This window comes from Paraflavitalea pollutisoli (genome assembly GCF_029360705.1).
Lineage (GTDB): Bacteria > Bacteroidota > Bacteroidia > Chitinophagales > Chitinophagaceae > Paraflavitalea > Paraflavitalea pollutisoli.
The window spans coordinates 2,495,936-2,513,353 of sequence record NZ_JARKMX010000008.1; the positions used below are offsets into that span (position 1 = coordinate 2,495,936).

Consider the following 17,418-nt stretch of genomic DNA (forward strand, 5'->3'; position numbering starts at 1 on the left):
AAATTTTAAAGTTGAAGGAACTCGGTTACGCGATCTGGCGGTCTTCGCCCCAGGTCTTCGAGAAACTGATGTCGATGATCAGGAAGATGCTGATATCGATGGCGAACGTTACCTGTGCAGAACAATCCGTTTGGTTGTTTTCCCGCACGATGATGCCCTTGGCTTCGATGGTTATAGTTACCGCCACCAGACCACCAAGTAACTCGGCATGACCGCGGAAACGCATCAGCGCCGCTACCACCACCTTGTTCTTATCGGCATACATCTGCACTCCGACCAGGTAGCTCACACTGGCAGACCCTACCACCGGCAGGCTCACCACGATCTCCACCCCAAATCCGAAGTCCAGCGTCAGGCTCGGACCTACCTTGGTATCGCAGGCGATCTTCACATCGACCGTACCAATCGCGAAGATGCTGCCCACGCCTACCGACATGCACATCACCTTCAGGCCGCCATGGAATTTCAGGAAGGCACCTGCCGTCGGTAACAGTTGCTTGGGATCGGTCGTTACCTTCAGCGCAGCGTTGAAATACACGCCCACACCGAGCGAGGCTTCCAGCTTCAACGGTGTTTGTGCACTGTTGTACAACTCATCCGTTGGCGGGAACCGCACGAGGGGGATCTCTTTGCCCGCTTCGAACTTATACTCCCAGATCTCACCGCTGTTGCTCATCGCTATCTTCAATCCCTTCTTCATCGCTTCTGCATAATTGCCGCTGCTTAAAGAAGCCAGCACCTGCAGGATATCGATCACCGGTTGCAGGGCATCACTGAACTCGATCTCCGGTGTGGGGAATCCATCACCTCCCTGATCGCCCTCATAGCCCGTTTCCTTTCCTTTCTTACTATCGAAATTGCCTTTGATGATCATCAGGCGCTTCATATCGCCCAGGTCAACGACCATCGCCAGGTTGTTCAGGCGGCTCTTCCACTGGTCGCCCAGTTCAGCAGCCCGCGAAGTAAGATCGAAGTTCAACCGGCCCGTATCCCCTTTCGGGTCCTTGTCCTTCTTCTTGGTAGCATACTCGATATAAATACGCAAGGCCTCGGTGTCTACCAACGGCACTTCAAAATTGGGCACATCAAACTTCATCGCTTTATCCAGCAAGCCGTTGGCCCCTTTCTGCAATAGACTCATACCCTGCTCTACGATCGCTTCGCCTGCTTTTACGGGGGTGATCTCCATCAGCTCCAGCACATTCGTCACACCATCTTTCAGCGAGCTGGCATTAAAGGCTTCAAACAGGGAGTCATCCGGCCGCTTGCCATGAAACAGCGGCATCGCTTTACCGAAATTATCGATGGCATTGCCCACATTGGGGAAGATCCCATTGCCGGTCATCAACCGATAAGCATCGGCAAAAATGGGTGGCGTTTTACTGAGCAATTGTTTCTTGTTGAAACCAAAGGCCGGCGTCAGGAACAACGCCTTTTGCGTGGCCGTACTTTGCAGGAAACCAAAGTTGATGGTATCGTTGACTGCTTCACGAATGATCTCTTTGGGATGGGCAATCCGCAGCAATTGCTGCTCGACATCCGCCTGGCTCACCACCACGTTTTTCTTCCACAGCCCTTTGCGGATCAGCGGCACGCTGGTACCAGCCGGCAGCGGTGCCACATCACCGGTACCAACCTCATGCTGCACCATCGTCCAGCTACCATCCTTGGGCAATATCACCTGGCCACGGCCCGCCAATACGAATACTGGCTTGGTACCATCCAGCGATACGTTGCAGTCGAAACGCGTCAGCTTCATCTGCTGGTTGCTTTGCGCAATATCCACCACACAATCCAGGTCGCCACCGATACTGCCGCCATGCAATTCCAGCAGCCCTTTCAATTGCAGTGGCGTCAACGGTATGCCCGCCGGCGCCACCTGCACATAGCCCAGTATTTTCTTCGATACCACTTTCTTATTCGTATGCCCCTGCACCACGTTTTCAATCTCTACATCGGCATCGAAATACACGGCGCCGCATTTTACCGGTTCGGTAATGCCGCCGGCATCGGCGATCATCTCCTGCCCTTTCACCCCATTCACATAGGGCAAGCCGCCAGGATAATTGTTCACGTCGATGTATTCCGCTACAGAAGGCGCGTCTTTGATATTGCGGATATTGAAGAGCCCCCGTACCACACCCGGGTGAAAATCGTACGGCGATGCCACGGTGTTGAAATCACTGTCCTTCAGGTCGTCAGCAAAGGGATCTTTGCCTTGCAGCAGGTAGCGGTACGAAAAGTCAAACAAGCCATCGCTTTCTGCCTTCCAACCGCTATCCACCCGGTACACATAGCCGGTACTCGTACGGAATACCGTGATGGTACGCACCACCCGGATGCCCCAGGGATACAGGATACTTTTCACCTGTATCACTTCATGACCGGTACGGCCCAGCATCACATCGAATTTGGCCTGGCTCGTTTGCGCCATCGCGGCCGTAGGGCTCAGCCATTTGCTGAAGATATTGGCGCCATACCCCGTCACATCCATCCGTGACAAAGGCACCCCGCGCGACTTCTCCAGTCCCGGTGTACCCAGCGGCTGCACCAGGAATTCATTGTTGAAGATCTCCGTTACCCGGTGCCCCAGGTTACTTTCCCCTTTGGCCAGGCCCGACATATCGAGCAGGTTGTTGAGCTGCACCGTATAACCCGGGAACATGGGCGAATCCCGTTCTTCCGGCGTAGGCACCGGCTTACCGAATTGGCCGGCACTGAACTGGATCTGTATACCGCCCCGCAACTTGTGGCTGCCATCTTCCTGCTTGCGAAACTGGGGCCGCAGGTTATTGATATCCGGCTTTACCGGCTCTACAAAGTTTTTAGATACATAACTGATGGCCTTCAATCCAAACGGAAGCGTGAAGGAAGCCACCGTAAAATTCTTCGGGTTGTCTTTGAAGTCTTTGATCAACGCATCGATCACAGGGATCGGAGCCAACGCCACTAACTCCGTACTGTTGTTCCAGAGACGCGTAGCACCGCCGTCGTTGGCGTAGTAGATAAAGCCTGCTTCCGGGTCCATTGGCAGTTTGGGATCACCTGGTTTCTCCCGGTCGGGTGCCGTCAGGTTGATCACCGGCTCCCACGCAATTTGCGGCAGGGTGAAGCTCTTGACCAGGTTCGAGGGCGACTTCACCTGCATGCCCTCCACCACAAAGGGGAAGGCGTTGTTGGCAGCTGAACGCATGCCCGTCAACTGTACCGTTTGTTCGCCCACAATACCAGGCACTACCGTACCCGTTTGCACAAACAACATGGTCGGGTTGATACTGATGCCCATCTGGTTGGCATTGCTGCTCACATCGAGCAACGCGAATACATCATTGTCGATACCACTACCGATCACATCGTTTTCCCAGAAACCGGTATAGCCATTGGTCTTCAGTAACGCCTGCCGTTTGTTCTTGAGGTCTTGCCCGGTAGCCACCGTATCCAACACCGGTTTGCTAACAGGTGCATTGGGTGTAGCAGGCGTTTGCGTAATGCCCCCTTTCGGAATGAACAGTTCGCTGACCGGCGACTTGATCACACGCTCCTGCACCAGGTCGGTCACTTTGATGCGCGTAACATTTTTGAATTGGGTCAGCCGCACCCCTTCATTGAGTTTTACAGATTTCAGCTTCACGTCTACCAGTACGGGCCGGCGGATCTCGCTGGGTATCTTTTTGCCAGGGGTAATGATACCACCCGGACGGGTAGGCGTAGCTGGTTGGGCTGGTTGTGCAGGCTGTGCGGGTTGCGCTGGTTGTACAGGAGTGGCAGGTTGCTCTTCCGGCAACTCCGTCCAGGAGGGCGGCGTGGTACCGAAATAAAAATCGGTCGACACATCATCGCCTGCACTTCCCTTAGCATAACGCACCAAACATACCAGCATCGTCTTCAATTGATCCAGCGTACCAGTAGTAGGCACACCAGCAGCAGCACCCATCAGCCTGCCACCGTTGAAGCGACGCATCCACGGCGCTACATTCCCCACATAAGGATCGGGCAAGGTAGGCAGGTAGGTCGACAGACCCAACACCAGGAAGAAATTGGCCCGCGTTACCTTGCGCCAGTTCTCGCTCAATTCGCCAAACAACATCAAACCAGCCACCGGCGATACCGTAAACAAGGCATTCTCCAGGGCAATCGCTTCCCAATCGAAAATGGGTTGCTTGTCATTGGGCTTTTTATTATCCCATAATAAGTTATCATCCACCAGCATCAGCAATCGGCGTTGCTTGTTGGCAAACAACGTGAGCGCCGAAGCGCGGGAGCGCATGGCAAAGGGACTACTGTCTACTTTCAGTGGTCGGTCGGCCTGTATATCACCATCCACGAAGATCGTCACCATCTCCTGGTTTTGCTCCGCAGAAATGGCCAGCCCAAAAGGAGCTGCCTGTAAATAAGTAATGGCCGCCGTAGAAGCGGGCCGCTGGTCTTCCTGCCACAGGTCAAAGTCTTGCCGGGCGCCGAGACCTTGGGCGGCAATATCGATGAGGGTGATCATCGAAGGCTCGGCATTGATGACGGTGGCCTGCAGGCGCAGGTCTTCATGCTGCAGTCCGGGCCAGGTAACACGCAAGCCCTTGTCGGCCACCAGCACGACCGAACCGCCGCTATCCGCTTGTACCGGGTTGGCCACATCGAGCGTCGCCACCGGCAATCCCCAGTAGGCCTTGGTCAGCTTGGCCTGTCCCGATAGTCTAAAGGCCGGGCTGGACGAATCACTGACCACAAAGTCTGCCGGCGACACATTCCACGGGATCAGTACTTTACTGATCAGCGCATTGTACTCGAGCGCGATCGCCGCCTGGCCGGTATTGCTGAAGCTCATGGCCTGTCCGAATACCGTGGCCGTTGCCTGACCGATACCGGTAATATCTACCTTATTGTTTTGCCATACCAGTTGTAAAGAGGCAGGCAGGCTGTAGGTCGCTTTACGCGCATCGTCGCCATAACCACTGCCATCACCCGGATACGTTTCGGTAGGTTGTTCAATGTCGAGGGAAAGCGTGATGATGGTAGCGGGGTTGAGGGTAGCCTGGTTGTTTTGCAGTACGGGGGCGATACTCGTTTTGAGTGTTCCGCCTTTGATCTTCAGGCCTACATATTTGTCATTGGGTGCTACGGGCGATAACAAATGTGCATTGATCCAAATACTGCCGGCATTCAAGGTGTACTGTTGTAACAAGGGCGGTGGCGGGGTGGGACCCACGATGACGGGATTGCCACGCACAGTGGTCTTGAACAGCAAAGCCGGCACGCCATTCATGTAGAGCGTGACGAGCTTCACGATGCGGTAAATGTCGATCCAGATCTCGAGTCCCTGTTCATTGAGGAAGGGCCCCAGTATTTCAATGGGTTTACTACCGACCGCCCAGTCGGGCACACTGCCCGCCACTTCATACTGGCGTACGGGTACCTGGCGGATAAAGAACCGGGTTTCCGGATCCTTGTTGTCTTTGATGGTCTGCGCAGCGACCGACTTGATCTGGTCGAGCGACACCTTGCTCACTTCGGGAGCGGAAAAAAGCTGCGCGGAATTGAAGACGACTTGCTCGCCTGCATACGGAATATCTCCTTTTACTACCGAGGAAGCGATGAGCTCCTGGGCCCGCTTCAATTGCTGCTCCTGTCCGGGAGCGGCCGGTTGAAGCCGGGCAGTAAGGTTTTCCAGCAGGCGCGAGAGTTGGTCCTGTGTCATGTTGGGTGTTTTAATGAGCAATAACATAGATGGCCGCAAACCTGTAAGGCTTACAGCAAAGACTGGCTTGGGTATAGCATTATACCCGGGTGGAAATACAAATTGGATGGAGGCGAAATAGTCTTGCCTTAGGTACGCTGCAGCCTGAACTGCATGGATCGCACGGCAAGGGAATGGAGGTAAAAGAAAATGAGGACGTGAAGATAAGGGAATTAAATATGCAGAAAGTTACCGTAAAGTGGTATTTTTTGGCTTCGAACGCAACTTATCATCATCCGGGCAATCAACATGGAACACTATACCATTATACTGGTGCTGCTGGGCATCATGATCATCATCAGCACGATCGCCGAAAACAAAAAGATATCCGTACCCATCGTACTCATCCTGTCGGGGATCGGTCTGGGATTTGTGCCCGGTATGCCACCCATGGAGATCGATACCGAAGTGATCTTCCTGCTGTTCTTACCACCGCTGTTATACGATGCCTCTTTTAAGATACACCTGAAGGAGTTCCGTGCCAATTTCGGCACCATCTCCTCACTGGCCTTTACGCTGGTCTTCGTCACGACGGCCGGCCTGGCCGCCATCGCCTATTACCTCATTCCCGAAATAACCTGGCCACTCGCGTTTGTACTGGGCGCTATCCTCGCGCCCACCGATGCCGTAGCCGCCCTCAGCATTACCAAGGGATTGAAGTTATCTTCCCTGAGCACGACCATCCTGGAAGGTGAGAGTTTGTTGAACGATGCATCAGCCCTGGTCGCCTACCGATTTGCCATATTAGCCGTAACGGGTACAGCTTTCGTGATCTGGAATGCCGGCCTCACCTTCCTCATCCTCCTGGCGGGTGGCTTCCTCATAGGCATCGGCATTGCGCGCGCACTCTCGTGGCTGTTACGCCTGTTCAGCCACAATACGGTGACCATCCTCAGCCTGCTGCTCCTTGCCCCCTTTGTGACCTACCTGGTAGCAGAAAGGTTCCACAGCTCAGGCGTGATCGCGGTGGTCACGCTGGGCTTCAGCATGTCGCGCTGGAGCGACATGAAATTTCCGGATCATGTAAAGCAGCAATCGGCCACCATCTGGGAGATGATCACCTTTATGTTGAATGGATTGATCTTTATTCTCATCGGGCTCGAGTTTCCCGTGATCGTGGAAGAACTCTCATCCAAGCAATTACTCACCTATGCGGGTGTAGGCTTGCTGCTCACCGTGGCGGCCCTCATTATCCGTACCTGGAATGTATTTTTGAACAGGAGAAAACTACATCACGCCTTCAATCACCCCAAACTGAAAGGCACCCGCCGCGCCGTCACCCAAGACGTACTGCTCAGTTTCCAGGACAGCCTCATCATCAGTTGGTCGGGCATGCGGGGCATCATCTCCCTGGCCATCGCCATTGGTTTACCGCAAGTAAGTGGTAAAGATGGCGCTCCCATGAAAAATGTGATCATTTACATCACCACAGTCGTAGTATTGCTGACCATCGTGGGCCAGGGATTGCTGCTACCCGGTATAGTAAAGAGAAATGCTGTTGCCGAAGCGAATCCTGTTGCATAAAAGCGATCCCGCGGAGCACGTCGCTGAACAGTCGACCTACCCACGGCATCGCTTCCGCCTAATGGCTCCGGGAAAATTACTAGGACTTGTGTGCGTCCATCTTTTTAGGGGTCTCCGGCTCCTCTTCATCGTCGGTGATCCGATCCTGCGCATGGTCTTCGCCCCGCAATACGGCATCGTTACGCACCTGCCCATCGATGGGGATATCGGTATCGGCTTTGGGCGCGATGAATTCATCCGGCGCGGTATCAGGCGCTTTCAGCGCCTCCTTAACCTCCTCATCCACTGGCTGTTTTTTCTTATTGGTTGGCATATGGCTGGTTTTTACAGGCCCACGCAATCGCTGGCCTTCCAGGGTAAGGATTCAAAACCCGTACCAGGCGGTCATTACAGGGCAGCCCCCCTGCCCGATCGCATGCCATGCGGCCGACTGCCAAGGCCATCCCAACGGGGAAAGCAAGGCCGCTTCCAGCTAACTACCACAGTGATAGGAAATAAGAATGGCTACCCCTCAGATCTTCCGCAACAACTTGCGGTCGATATAGAAAGTACCAAAAGGAATAAAGCAGGCCAGGATCACCTTCCAGGTGGTTTGCCTGAACTTCCATTGCTGCTCTACGCCCACACTCAGCGCATTGAAGAGAAACAACAGGAACAAGGCTCCGTGTATGGGTCCCAGCAACCGGGTCAGACTGGGATCCTGTTGTACATACTTCATTGGTACGGCTACGAACAGCAACACGAGCAACGAGATACCTTCCAGGTATCCGATCAGGCGAAGTCGCCCCACAGAGGATCTAAACATGGTGTATTGATTTATCTGAAATAAGGTCGGGCTGCAAATGGAGAGAAAGGCCAGGGTATGGCGATCAGGATCACGATGGCAGCCACCGTATACCAAACAAGCATAGTCTTAAACTTAAGCCGGTCCGTTGGCTTTCTTTTGGCCAAGGCCGATCCAATGGTCACCAGCACGATCGCCGCCAGCATCAGCGTGCTATGGATCATACCAAAGAACAACAACGCGAATGACTCCCGGCTACTGCCAACATCCTGCAGAAAAGCTTTAATCAGCGGGCTTTGAAAGTACAATACCATCCCGATCATCAATTGCACATGAGCGATCGTAGCCGTCCAGTGGCGGATGCGGTCCTCGGTCCGGGTAAAAGGCCTGTTGCCCCAATAACCGCGGTAAGACCGGTACAGCGATAGCAATAAACTGAACACCACCAGCCAGCGAAAGGCTGAATGCAACACCAAAAGCATTGTATACATACGATATGATTGGCGCGCACACAGCAGCCACTGCTTAGTTGGAAAAGCAGCTTTACGCACGAGGCTCCGTTGCGCGCATGACGAATGACCACAAAGCTAATAAAACATACCGACTAGTATGTTTTTAACCTGAAATAAATTATTGCAGCGTAGCAAGGTAGTCTTTCAGCTGCTTGAGATAGACCAGGTATACCGAAGAACTGTTGGCCAGCTTACCCATATTGCGGATGCCCCAATAGCCCGACATCATGAACAGCGCCACCTGTTCAGGCTTCACATCAGCGCGGATGCTGCCGTTCTTTTTGCCGTTTTTTACGCATTGCACGATCGCCTTCTTCCAGGCTTCCGATAGCTCGTTCAAAACCCGGGTAAATTCACTGTGCCAGGGAGCCATCTCCTGCGAAAGGTTGGCAGCGGGGCAGCCATATTCCACCCGCATGAAATCGTTTTTCATCAACACCGTGTACATCATATCGTACAACAGCTTCACGGCATCACCCTCCCCCTGTAGCTGTCGCATGAACGTAGTCTCAAAGGTGGGCTTAAGCAACTCTTCGATGATCGCTATGCCCATCTCATCCTTGTTCTTGAAATGGTAGTAAAAGGCTCCTTTCGTCATACCCGTGGTTGCAAGAATATCATCCAGGCTGGTGGTTTGATAACCTTTGGTGTAGATGAGTTCGAATGATTTCTGCAAAATGGTCAACCGGGTAGCTTCAGCCTTTTTCATATTTATAACAGAGCGAGATTTATACAAAGGAACAAAAAAAGTCGCAGTGGCTGCAGGATGTTAGGAAGGACCAAACTGATCGTCACAACAAGCTGTTAAAATACCTGGTGGCGGATGGGGCCGTGGCACAGTTTTATTATAAATACCATTGAACCAAAAACATGCGCTATGGCACTAACAGATGATAAAAAGAAAGACCTCCCCAAGGAGCCCGAAAATGAGGATATGGTGCTACCACCCGACCCGGAGACCTTGCACAAAACCGACCCCCAGGAAAATATGAAGGGTCCGGTATCCTCCATCATGCACAGTATCGAAGACAAGGTGGAAGAAAACGACAAAGAGCAACCAGAAGATAAAAAATAGGGGTATATCTACCACTATCCGGGGCTGACCTCATGAAGGTCAGCCCTTTTTTTATGGCACGCTGCTGCACTCCCACTACTCGGCTTATTGTCTGCAATAGTACTACACATGGCACTGATTCTCTGTACACATAGCATTGCATCCCCCTGTTCAGTGCTATGATTATATGAGGTTACTGGCAGTCGGAGTGGTATAGCAGACTAATACTCAAGCATATACCCTACTATTTCCATCCAAAACTATCGAAAGCCAGTGCAATAGCATTTCCCCAAAACGCCGTAACCAATTGAATAGCTGTCCATTACGCCACACTAAATAATCCATCTACACGCCCAAAACGGCCTTATACGACCTTTTAAGCGATTTTGACCCGGTAAGCGCCGCTACTTGATGAGAGGTCACCCACCTTGTCGGGCGCTTGCGTAACCTGCCGTTGGTTATCTATATTTGCGCAGCTTCCACCGATTCCGGTACATTCACCGGATCAGCAGGAGCCGCAGGCAACATCGGTTCCTGCACGTCTAATCAGCCAATCGACAATCATTCAAGTAACATTAGCACAAAATGAAAATGACCTGTCTCAATCGCTTCACCATCAGCACAGCCCTGCTTGTCTGCGCTGCGACCATTGCACAAGCACAAAACGGATCTGGTGCCTCCTTGCCGCCCGTGGAAACCAAAGACCCCAACAGCAAGTATAAACCCGCCTTTGCCGGACAAACACGCATTGCTGGTATCAAGACCACCACAGTATACAAAACCGATAAGCTGGCCGACCAACTCAAGAGCCCCTGGGCCGTAGTACCCATGCCTGATGGACGCCTGCTCATCACCCTCAAGGGTGGCTCTATGGAGATCAGAAATGCCGACGGCAGCCTCGCGAAGGCCATTGGCGGTTTTCCTGCAGTAGAATCACGTGGACAAGGCGGCTTGCTCGATGTAGCCCTCGATCCCGAATTCAATAAGAACAAGACCATCTACTGGTCTTTCTCTGAAAAACAAGGAGAAGGTAACCTGACATCTGTCGCCAAGGCAACCCTCAACGAAGCCAGTGGTGCCGTAGAAAATACCGTCGTCATCTTCCGCGCAACACCTGCCCTGAAAAGCAGCCTGCACTTTGGTAGCCGTCTCGCCTTTGGCAAAGACGGATTCCTGTATGTATCGACCGGCGAACGCTCCAACCTCGATGGCCGTGTACAAACCCAACGCCTCGATGCAGGACTTGGTAAGATATTCCGCATCACCAAAGACGGCAAGCCCGCACCCGGCAATCCTTTCATAGGCAAGCAAGGCGCAATGCCCGAGATCTATGCGTACGGCTTCCGTAACCCGCAGGGCCTCGCCTTCGATCCATATACCGGAGAACTTTGGGAAGCAGAGTTTGGCCCCCGTGGCGGTGACGAGATCAACCTGGTAAAAGCCGGCAAGAACTATGGCTGGCCCGACATTACCTACGGTATCGAATACAGCGGAGAAAAAGTAGGTGAAGGCATCCAGCAAAAAGAAGGTATGGAGCAACCCGTATACTATTGGGACCCCGTATTGTCGCCCAGCGGTATCGTGTTTTACGAAGGTGACGCGATCCCCGAGTGGAAAGGCAATCTCTTCGTATCTGGTCTTAGCAGCACCCACCTCGCCCGCCTGGTGATCAAAAACAATAAGGTAGTGGGAGAAGAAAGACTGCTGGAAGACAAAAAAGAACGCATCCGCGATGTAGCTTGTTTCAACCAGATGCTGTACGTGGTAACCGACTCCGGCAACCTCTACCGCATCAGCAAACAGTAACCTATAACGTAAGTATATTCGCAACAGGCTGGTCCATAGGGCCAGCCTGCTTTATGTGGGATCATTTCAGGGAATAAAGGACAAGGCCAGCAGCTGGCAACCGACCATCGCAGTACGCCGCAGTCCAACCACCGAAAAAGTTCGTTGCAGTCGTGCCGCTGTTCCGGCCACGAGCGGATAGAGACCGATCAGGTTGATCGAATAATCACTCCACAGCAATACCATGCAGGCGCAGGTACAAAAACATCGGTAAAGGAACTTTTCCATACCGTAGCAGTAAAAAAATAAATGCCTGCCGACCCTACGATCAGTACAGGCATTTATCCTTTATACTTGCGTAAATAATTCCTCAAATGGGTGCCAGCCAAAGGCTGTTCTACCATGATATTGGTTAATTACTTGCAGGCTTGGTTGCCGCGACGCGGTGTGAAACATTCGTCATATTCATTTCCCAGCTTTTGCCATTATCCGGCGAAAAAGCCTGCGCCCATACCGGGTGATCGGGATTGGTCTTATCCCATTGAAACATCATGATGATCGGCTTACCCTGAAACACATCCCGGGCATAGAACGTTCCTACATTTCCTTCAAAGGAACCTACCACCGGCACATCCAGTATACCCAAGTTACTATCGGCCCAATAAAGGCTCCACAGTTTGGTCGCCGGATTGAAAAGCCGCACGGTCAACCCCTCATAGGGTTTACCATTCACCTGGTTGTAATTCGTCCGGTAGAAGTCGATGTTGCCGAGGCCATTCAGAATAGTGCCCATATTGTCGGAGGTGGAGGGGTACTCGATCCACTCGTGGCTATTGTTCAACCGGGTCTTTAGTCGACGGTTGTCCATTGTCCACCGACCGGCCAAAAAATCAAAATCGTGTTGGGAGGAAGTGGCCGATGGTTTTATTACCAATGCCCCCTGGCTATCGACGGTCGCGTTGACCATCTTGAAATCGGCAGGGATCTGGGCACGTATATCCGAACAAAGCAGTGTCATCAGCACCGTGACCAGCAAAGTAGCACGAACAGAAAGCAACATACAGATAGGTTTAATGATGAGCAGTGTAAAATACACTTAAAGATAGGCAACATCGATGATCCGCGCCCTTTAACAATGCACTCTCCATATCAGGTTCGTAGCGTTTACCATCCACAGTGATATCATGTTGCACCATCAATTGATGAGCATCCCTACTGAATACACCGGTCTATCTAACGGACTCACCTATCCACCTCCACCTATTCGCCTGAAGGATAAGGGGATCGATATTCAAACTAACATCGGGGGTTGAAATAATAACACCGAAATGACTTGTATCCGAAACGTAACCAATCATTTCCATGGCACCAAAGTCGGTGGTATCGCGAACAGCATCAGCCGTATACCAATAGCCATCAAGGCATTTGTGGCCGTGGGAATGCCCGCACGTAGTCAATTTAAACAAACGATTTTTTACAATATACTGTTGTCGATGTGCACGAGCTTTGTGATCAATAAAAACGAAAACCATGTTTACGATTGAACAAATTCAACAAGCGCATGCACAAGTGAAGAGCGGAGCCGATTTTCCCGCCTATATCCGCGACCTCAAAACGCTCGGGGTAACTGGTTATGAAACCTGGGTAGCAGATGGTCATACCAACTACTTTGGCGCCAACGCTTACAGCGTTATATCAAAGGGGAAATATGATGCGCTGACAATATCCGGTCAATCAGACAAGGCTGGTTTCCAAACAAGACTCAAATCCCACCAGGATGGACAAACAGACTACATGACCTTTTGCCGGGATTGCGCAGCAACTGGGATCGAGAAATGGATAGTCGACCTGGCCCGGATGACCTGCACGTATTATGACCGAAATGAACAGGAGATACTCACAGAAGCCATACCAGGATAACCAATACCGCCGGGTTATTCGTTATTTTTACGCCAGACCGGCCTGCACCGTGCTTAAACACCGCCAGGCCATTACCTGCATGAAATTTGCCCCATACATACCAACAGCGCTACTGAAGCCCTTTATCCGGCAATACGTGGTGGCAGAAAACGACAACGCCAACGAGTACAAAGTACTCCCCGCTCCCGGCCTCGTGATCGGCTTCCAGTATAAAGGGCAATTGAGCAGGATTGACAACAACCAGGCGAGCAAGCTTGCTACGGCTGGTATCACAGGCATTTCAGACACCTTTAAAATCTTCCGTAATTCAGCCAATACCGGCACGGTCCTCGTCTATTTTACCGAGACGGGGTTCACCCGGTTTGCAACCCACCTTGCGCACGAGATCTTCGGACTCAGTGTATCACTGGACCATATTTTTGACCGACAAGACGTACAGGAAGTAGAAGAAAAACTCAGCCATGCTACCGGGGACGGGCAGCGAATCAAGATCGTGGAAACCTTTTTATTATCGCGGTTGAAAGATATACAAACCGATCAACTCATTGTAGAAGCCGTTAACCTGATCTACGCCTCCAAAGGCGCCATCCGCATCTCCGCCATCTGCGAGAAACTATACATCAGCCAGAGCCCGCTCGAAAAACGCTTCCGGAAGATCGTGGGCACCACACCTAAGAAGTTTGCTTCCATTGTCCGCTTCAATACCGTACTCGACCAACTCGTACAGGCCAAATCACTCACGGATATCTGCTTCGAACATAACTTCTTCGACCAGGCACATTTTATCAAAGACTTTAAACAGTTTACCGGTGAAACGCCGGAGCATTTCAAGCGCTTTCTGTAGCTGCCCGCATCCAGCTTACCTTCACCGTACAGATGCCGTCAGGCGGTTGGTGGTAAATGACAGTTGCTGGCGAGCCCCGATACCTGACCAGCCAATAACTGATTACAGATCATCGTCCGACAGCTCATGGTCTTCATATCCATGCTCATAGAAACCATGATCTTCCTCAGCAAATCGTTCATCGTCCTGTCGGCCGGAGGCTGCAGCCGGTAAAGCAACCCGCCATCCGTTTTCATCCCGCACCAACCCTGCCAGGGGTGCCCCTTGCCGTCCGCCGTAATTATCCATTTGCATACACAGCTATTTTCAGGCAAAATTACAATCAACAGGCCATTGCCAGCACAAACACTCATTCCCCGCATTGGGTACGATCGGCCACAACAGCGCCCTTGCTATTGCAACCAGGCCCAGCGTGTCGCCCAGTCCAGGAGTACCGCAGTTCGCCATTTCGATACGGTACGGGCGCCTTGCTGCCTGCCATAAAAGAGCGATGCATCCGGCCGGTCGGTATACCGTTTTTACCCAGCCTGAAATCACCGGCAGCTGATTTGCCTGGCCATCCATTCACTACCACCAGCTGGCCACTTTGCGGCGTGAAGCCGGGAATCGCGGAATGCGTCTGGTAGACCACCGTCTCGGCTTGCTTGGGGCGCATAGCGCACCGTGTAATAGCCATTACCCAGGTAATCACCTGGCCATTGCTGTTCACCGATCTTCGCTTGCACTGCCAGGGTAAAACAGGCCCAATCGGCAGGTATCGTCAACACAGGCCCTTTGAAATGCCATTCAAGCACGGTGTAAACGGAGACGGTATCGGCCAATGTAGTATTACGCTGAAACACCCGATGCGGACTATGCCGGATGGGAACAAAACTGCCACCCCAGCTTTCTTTCGTGGGATTGGCCGGGTCACCATCCATCATGTAAGGCATTGAAGGCGTGTCCCCCATCTTAACATTACCGCCGTAGTACTTAATGAAGTCGCTACCAAGATGGCCTGCACCACGGTTGTATTCCGCATAATAAGCTTTGTTCTTTAGTGTGTCGGCAGGATCAGTATCGGAAAACAAACCATAATAAGAAGAAAGAAGAACAACGGAAGAAGCAATCGCTTTTTCATACAGGCATGCAGCTTGGGTGATCAGTATTTCAAATATACTCCCTCCCCCTGTACAGCCGTCCTGTACGATCCCGTTAAGCCCCTATTTTCCCTGGTAAGCCAGCAACCGCAACGCATTGAATACAACGATCAGCGTCGAGCCCTCGTGGGCCACCACCGCCGGACCAATGGTCGCAATACCGAGTATGGTCAACGGAATCAGGATCGCCACCATACCGAGGCTGACGATCAGGTTTTGTTGGATGATCTTTTTTGCATGGCGGCTAAGCCCGATCGCAAAAGGCAAGAGCGACAGCTTATCACCCATCAGGGCGATATCGGCGGTTTCCAGCGCCACATCGCTACCCGCGGCCCCCATAGCAATACCTACCGTACTCCTGGCCATGGCCGGTGCATCATTGACGCCATCGCCCACCATCGCCACTTTGCCTTCCTGCTGCGCGAGCTGCGTCACCGCCTCCACTTTTTGCTCGGGCAACAAACCGCCACGCGCTTCTGTAATACCCGTTTGCGCAGCAATGGCTTCGGCTACCGCCTGGTTATCGCCCGTCAGCATGATCATTTTACGGATGCCTTCCCGCTGCAACGCTTCCAGCGCTCCTTTGGCTTCCGCCCGTGGGGTATCCATCACGGCGATCATCCCAATATATTCCTGGTTGCGTCGAATGAGCATTGTGGTATGTCCCTCCTGCTCCGCCTTGCGCACAACCGCAACGATCTCGGCCGAGGGTTTCGATTCATCCAGCGATTCAAACAAGGCCAGGTTACCAGCAAAGATGGCATCGTTGCCCAACGCCGCCTTGATGCCTTTACCCAGCACCGCTTCCATATCGTGCGCAGCCGGCAGATCTTCTCCGCCCAGCTTTTCTTTCCCATCCCGTACAATCGCTTTGGCAATCGGATGATCACTCAGCGTTTCCACCGCCACCACGATCTTCAACAGTTGCACTTCCGTTACATCCGTCTTCAGCGGCATGATCTTCGTCAGCTTGGGTTTCCCCTCCGTCAGCGTACCCGTCTTGTCGAAAGCAATGGCTGTTAAGGAACCCAGATCTTCCAGCGGTCGCCCGCCTTTGATCAATACCCCTGCCCGCGCAGCCCGGGCCACACCACTTAGCACCGCACTGGGCGTCGAAATAGCCAGCGCACAAGGGCTGGCCGCCACCAGCACGGACATGGCCCGGTAAAAGCTGGTACTAAACGTTTCATCGACCACCAAAAAAGCAAAACAAAGCAGCACCACCAGGATCAGTACGGCGGGCACGAAGAACCGCTCAAACCGATCGGTAAACTGTTGCGTGGGTGATTTTTGCGTTTGCGCTTCATTGACCAGTTGCACCAGCCGGCTCAACGTACTGTCACTGGCTTCCTTGCTTACCTGTATTTCCAGCAGGTCATTGCCATTGATCGTTCCGGCAAATACACGGTACTTGTCATCGAGTTTACCAGTCTCTTCGATCTTGAAACTCCCCTCCGGTGCAGGCTCTTTATCAACAGGTATACTTTCACCGGTAATGGGTGCCTGGTTCACGCTGCTACTCCCCTTCACCACGACACCATCAGCAGCTATTTTTGTATTGGGGCGCACCACGATCACATCACCTTTGCGCAAGGCTTCGATGGGCACCTCGTTAGTGCCGTTACCGTCCTTACGCAAGGCAGTCTTGGGCGCCAGTTCCGTCAGTGCAGCGATCGACTTACGCGCCTTCTCCATCGCAAAATGTTCCAGTGCATGTCCCAGGCTGAAGAGGAACAACAACAAAGCCCCTTCCACCCAACTACCCAGAATCGCCGCACCGATAGCCGCCACGAACATCAGGAAATCGATCTCGAAGCCACCGCGTGCGATGGTCTGCGCCGCCTCTTTGGCGGTAAAATAACCGCCAAAGAAATAAGCTGTGATGTAAAAGATCATGGACACCAACGGAGGGATACCGTCGATAAAAGACAAGCCGAAGCCAATACCGATCAATCCACCACAGATCAGGCTAAAGATCAATTCGGTGTTCTTGCCGAAAATACCTCCGTGCGTATGGTTGTGCCCATCACCTGCCGCATGTGCATGTTTATCGCCGGGTTGATGAACGTGTTGACCAGCTGCCTTATGACTTGAATTCCATTTCATGCAATGGTTGCTTTAAACG

Annotated in this window: 16 protein-coding genes; 6 read left to right on the forward strand and 10 right to left on the reverse strand. The window is 52.4% G+C overall.

From position 1 onward, the window contains the following. Positions 1 to 25: 25 nt before the first annotated feature. Complete coding sequence (locus P2W70_RS23600; RefSeq protein WP_276484002.1) at positions 26 to 5,692, reverse strand: hypothetical protein; 5,667 nt, start codon at positions 5,690 to 5,692, stop codon at positions 26 to 28. Positions 5,693 to 5,980: 288 nt separating this feature from the next. On the opposite strand from P2W70_RS23600, the gene P2W70_RS23605 reads away from it, so the two are divergent. Further along, complete coding sequence (locus tag P2W70_RS23605) at positions 5,981 to 7,255, forward strand: cation:proton antiporter (protein WP_276484003.1); 1,275 nt, start codon at positions 5,981 to 5,983, stop codon at positions 7,253 to 7,255. Positions 7,256 to 7,334: 79 nt separating this feature from the next. Here P2W70_RS23605 and P2W70_RS23610 read toward each other — a convergent pair whose 3' ends face one another. From P2W70_RS23610 to P2W70_RS23625, 4 genes are all read right to left on the reverse strand, one after another. Beyond that, entirely contained in the window at positions 7,335 to 7,568 is a 234-nt protein-coding gene (locus P2W70_RS23610) for a hypothetical protein (RefSeq protein ID WP_276484004.1), read from the reverse strand. A 198-nt stretch (positions 7,569 to 7,766) separates the two neighbouring features. Next, on the reverse strand, positions 7,767 to 8,060 hold the full coding sequence (locus P2W70_RS23615; protein WP_276484005.1) for a DUF3817 domain-containing protein: 294 nt from the start codon (positions 8,058 to 8,060) through the stop codon (positions 7,767 to 7,769). A gap of 11 nt (positions 8,061 to 8,071) precedes the next feature. After that, entirely contained in the window at positions 8,072 to 8,530 is a 459-nt protein-coding gene (locus P2W70_RS23620) for a hypothetical protein (RefSeq protein ID WP_276484006.1), read from the reverse strand. Positions 8,531 to 8,669: 139 nt separating this feature from the next. Beyond that, on the reverse strand, positions 8,670 to 9,260 hold the full coding sequence (locus P2W70_RS23625; RefSeq protein ID WP_276484007.1) for a TetR/AcrR family transcriptional regulator: 591 nt from the start codon (positions 9,258 to 9,260) through the stop codon (positions 8,670 to 8,672). Positions 9,261 to 9,428: 168 nt separating this feature from the next. On the opposite strand from P2W70_RS23625, the gene P2W70_RS23630 reads away from it, so the two are divergent. Together P2W70_RS23630 and P2W70_RS23635 are read left to right on the forward strand one after the other, a co-directional pair. After that, on the forward strand, positions 9,429 to 9,626 hold the full coding sequence (locus tag P2W70_RS23630) for a hypothetical protein (protein WP_276484008.1): 198 nt from the start codon (positions 9,429 to 9,431) through the stop codon (positions 9,624 to 9,626). A 564-nt stretch (positions 9,627 to 10,190) separates the two neighbouring features. Beyond that, positions 10,191 to 11,411, forward strand: coding sequence for a PQQ-dependent sugar dehydrogenase (locus P2W70_RS23635; RefSeq protein ID WP_276484009.1), 1,221 nt, complete (start codon positions 10,191 to 10,193; stop codon positions 11,409 to 11,411). A gap of 66 nt (positions 11,412 to 11,477) precedes the next feature. On the opposite strand, the gene P2W70_RS23640 is transcribed toward P2W70_RS23635, so the two are convergent. After that, a complete protein-coding gene (locus P2W70_RS23640) occupies positions 11,478 to 11,678 on the reverse strand; it encodes a hypothetical protein (protein ID WP_276484010.1) in 201 nt (66 codons plus the stop codon). 124 nt (positions 11,679 to 11,802) lie between these two features. Beyond that, on the reverse strand, positions 11,803 to 12,450 hold the full coding sequence (locus P2W70_RS23645; protein WP_276484011.1) for a hypothetical protein: 648 nt from the start codon (positions 12,448 to 12,450) through the stop codon (positions 11,803 to 11,805). 268 nt (positions 12,451 to 12,718) lie between these two features. On the opposite strand from P2W70_RS23645, the gene P2W70_RS23650 reads away from it, so the two are divergent. The 3 genes from P2W70_RS23650 to P2W70_RS23660 are packed head-to-tail and all read left to right on the forward strand — an operon-like array spanning position 12,719 to position 14,154. Next, positions 12,719 to 12,934, forward strand: coding sequence for a hypothetical protein (locus P2W70_RS23650; protein WP_276484012.1), 216 nt, complete (start codon positions 12,719 to 12,721; stop codon positions 12,932 to 12,934). After that, the gene (locus tag P2W70_RS23655; RefSeq protein ID WP_276484013.1) at positions 12,921 to 13,310 is read left to right on the forward strand and encodes a DUF1398 domain-containing protein; all 390 of its coding nucleotides are present in this window, start codon (positions 12,921 to 12,923) and stop codon (positions 13,308 to 13,310) included. The genes P2W70_RS23650 and P2W70_RS23655 overlap by 14 nt, the downstream gene beginning before the upstream one ends. Then, positions 13,273 to 14,154, forward strand: a complete 882-nt coding sequence (locus P2W70_RS23660) for a helix-turn-helix domain-containing protein (RefSeq protein WP_276484014.1) — start codon at positions 13,273 to 13,275, stop codon at positions 14,152 to 14,154. Before P2W70_RS23655 ends, P2W70_RS23660 begins: the two co-directional genes overlap by 38 nt. A gap of 102 nt (positions 14,155 to 14,256) precedes the next feature. Here P2W70_RS23660 and P2W70_RS23665 read toward each other — a convergent pair whose 3' ends face one another. From P2W70_RS23665 to P2W70_RS23675, 3 genes are all read right to left on the reverse strand, one after another. Further along, on the reverse strand, positions 14,257 to 14,448 hold the full coding sequence (locus P2W70_RS23665) for a hypothetical protein (protein ID WP_276484015.1): 192 nt from the start codon (positions 14,446 to 14,448) through the stop codon (positions 14,257 to 14,259). Positions 14,449 to 14,687: 239 nt separating this feature from the next. Beyond that, positions 14,688 to 15,224 carry a nucleoside hydrolase-like domain-containing protein gene (locus P2W70_RS23670; protein ID WP_276484016.1) on the reverse strand — a complete coding sequence of 179 codons (537 nt, stop codon included), beginning with the start codon at positions 15,222 to 15,224 and terminating at the stop codon, positions 14,688 to 14,690. Positions 15,225 to 15,356: 132 nt separating this feature from the next. After that, the gene (locus P2W70_RS23675) at positions 15,357 to 17,399 is read right to left on the reverse strand and encodes a heavy metal translocating P-type ATPase (protein WP_276484017.1); all 2,043 of its coding nucleotides are present in this window, start codon (positions 17,397 to 17,399) and stop codon (positions 15,357 to 15,359) included. Between the last annotated feature and the right edge of the window lie 19 nt (positions 17,400 to 17,418).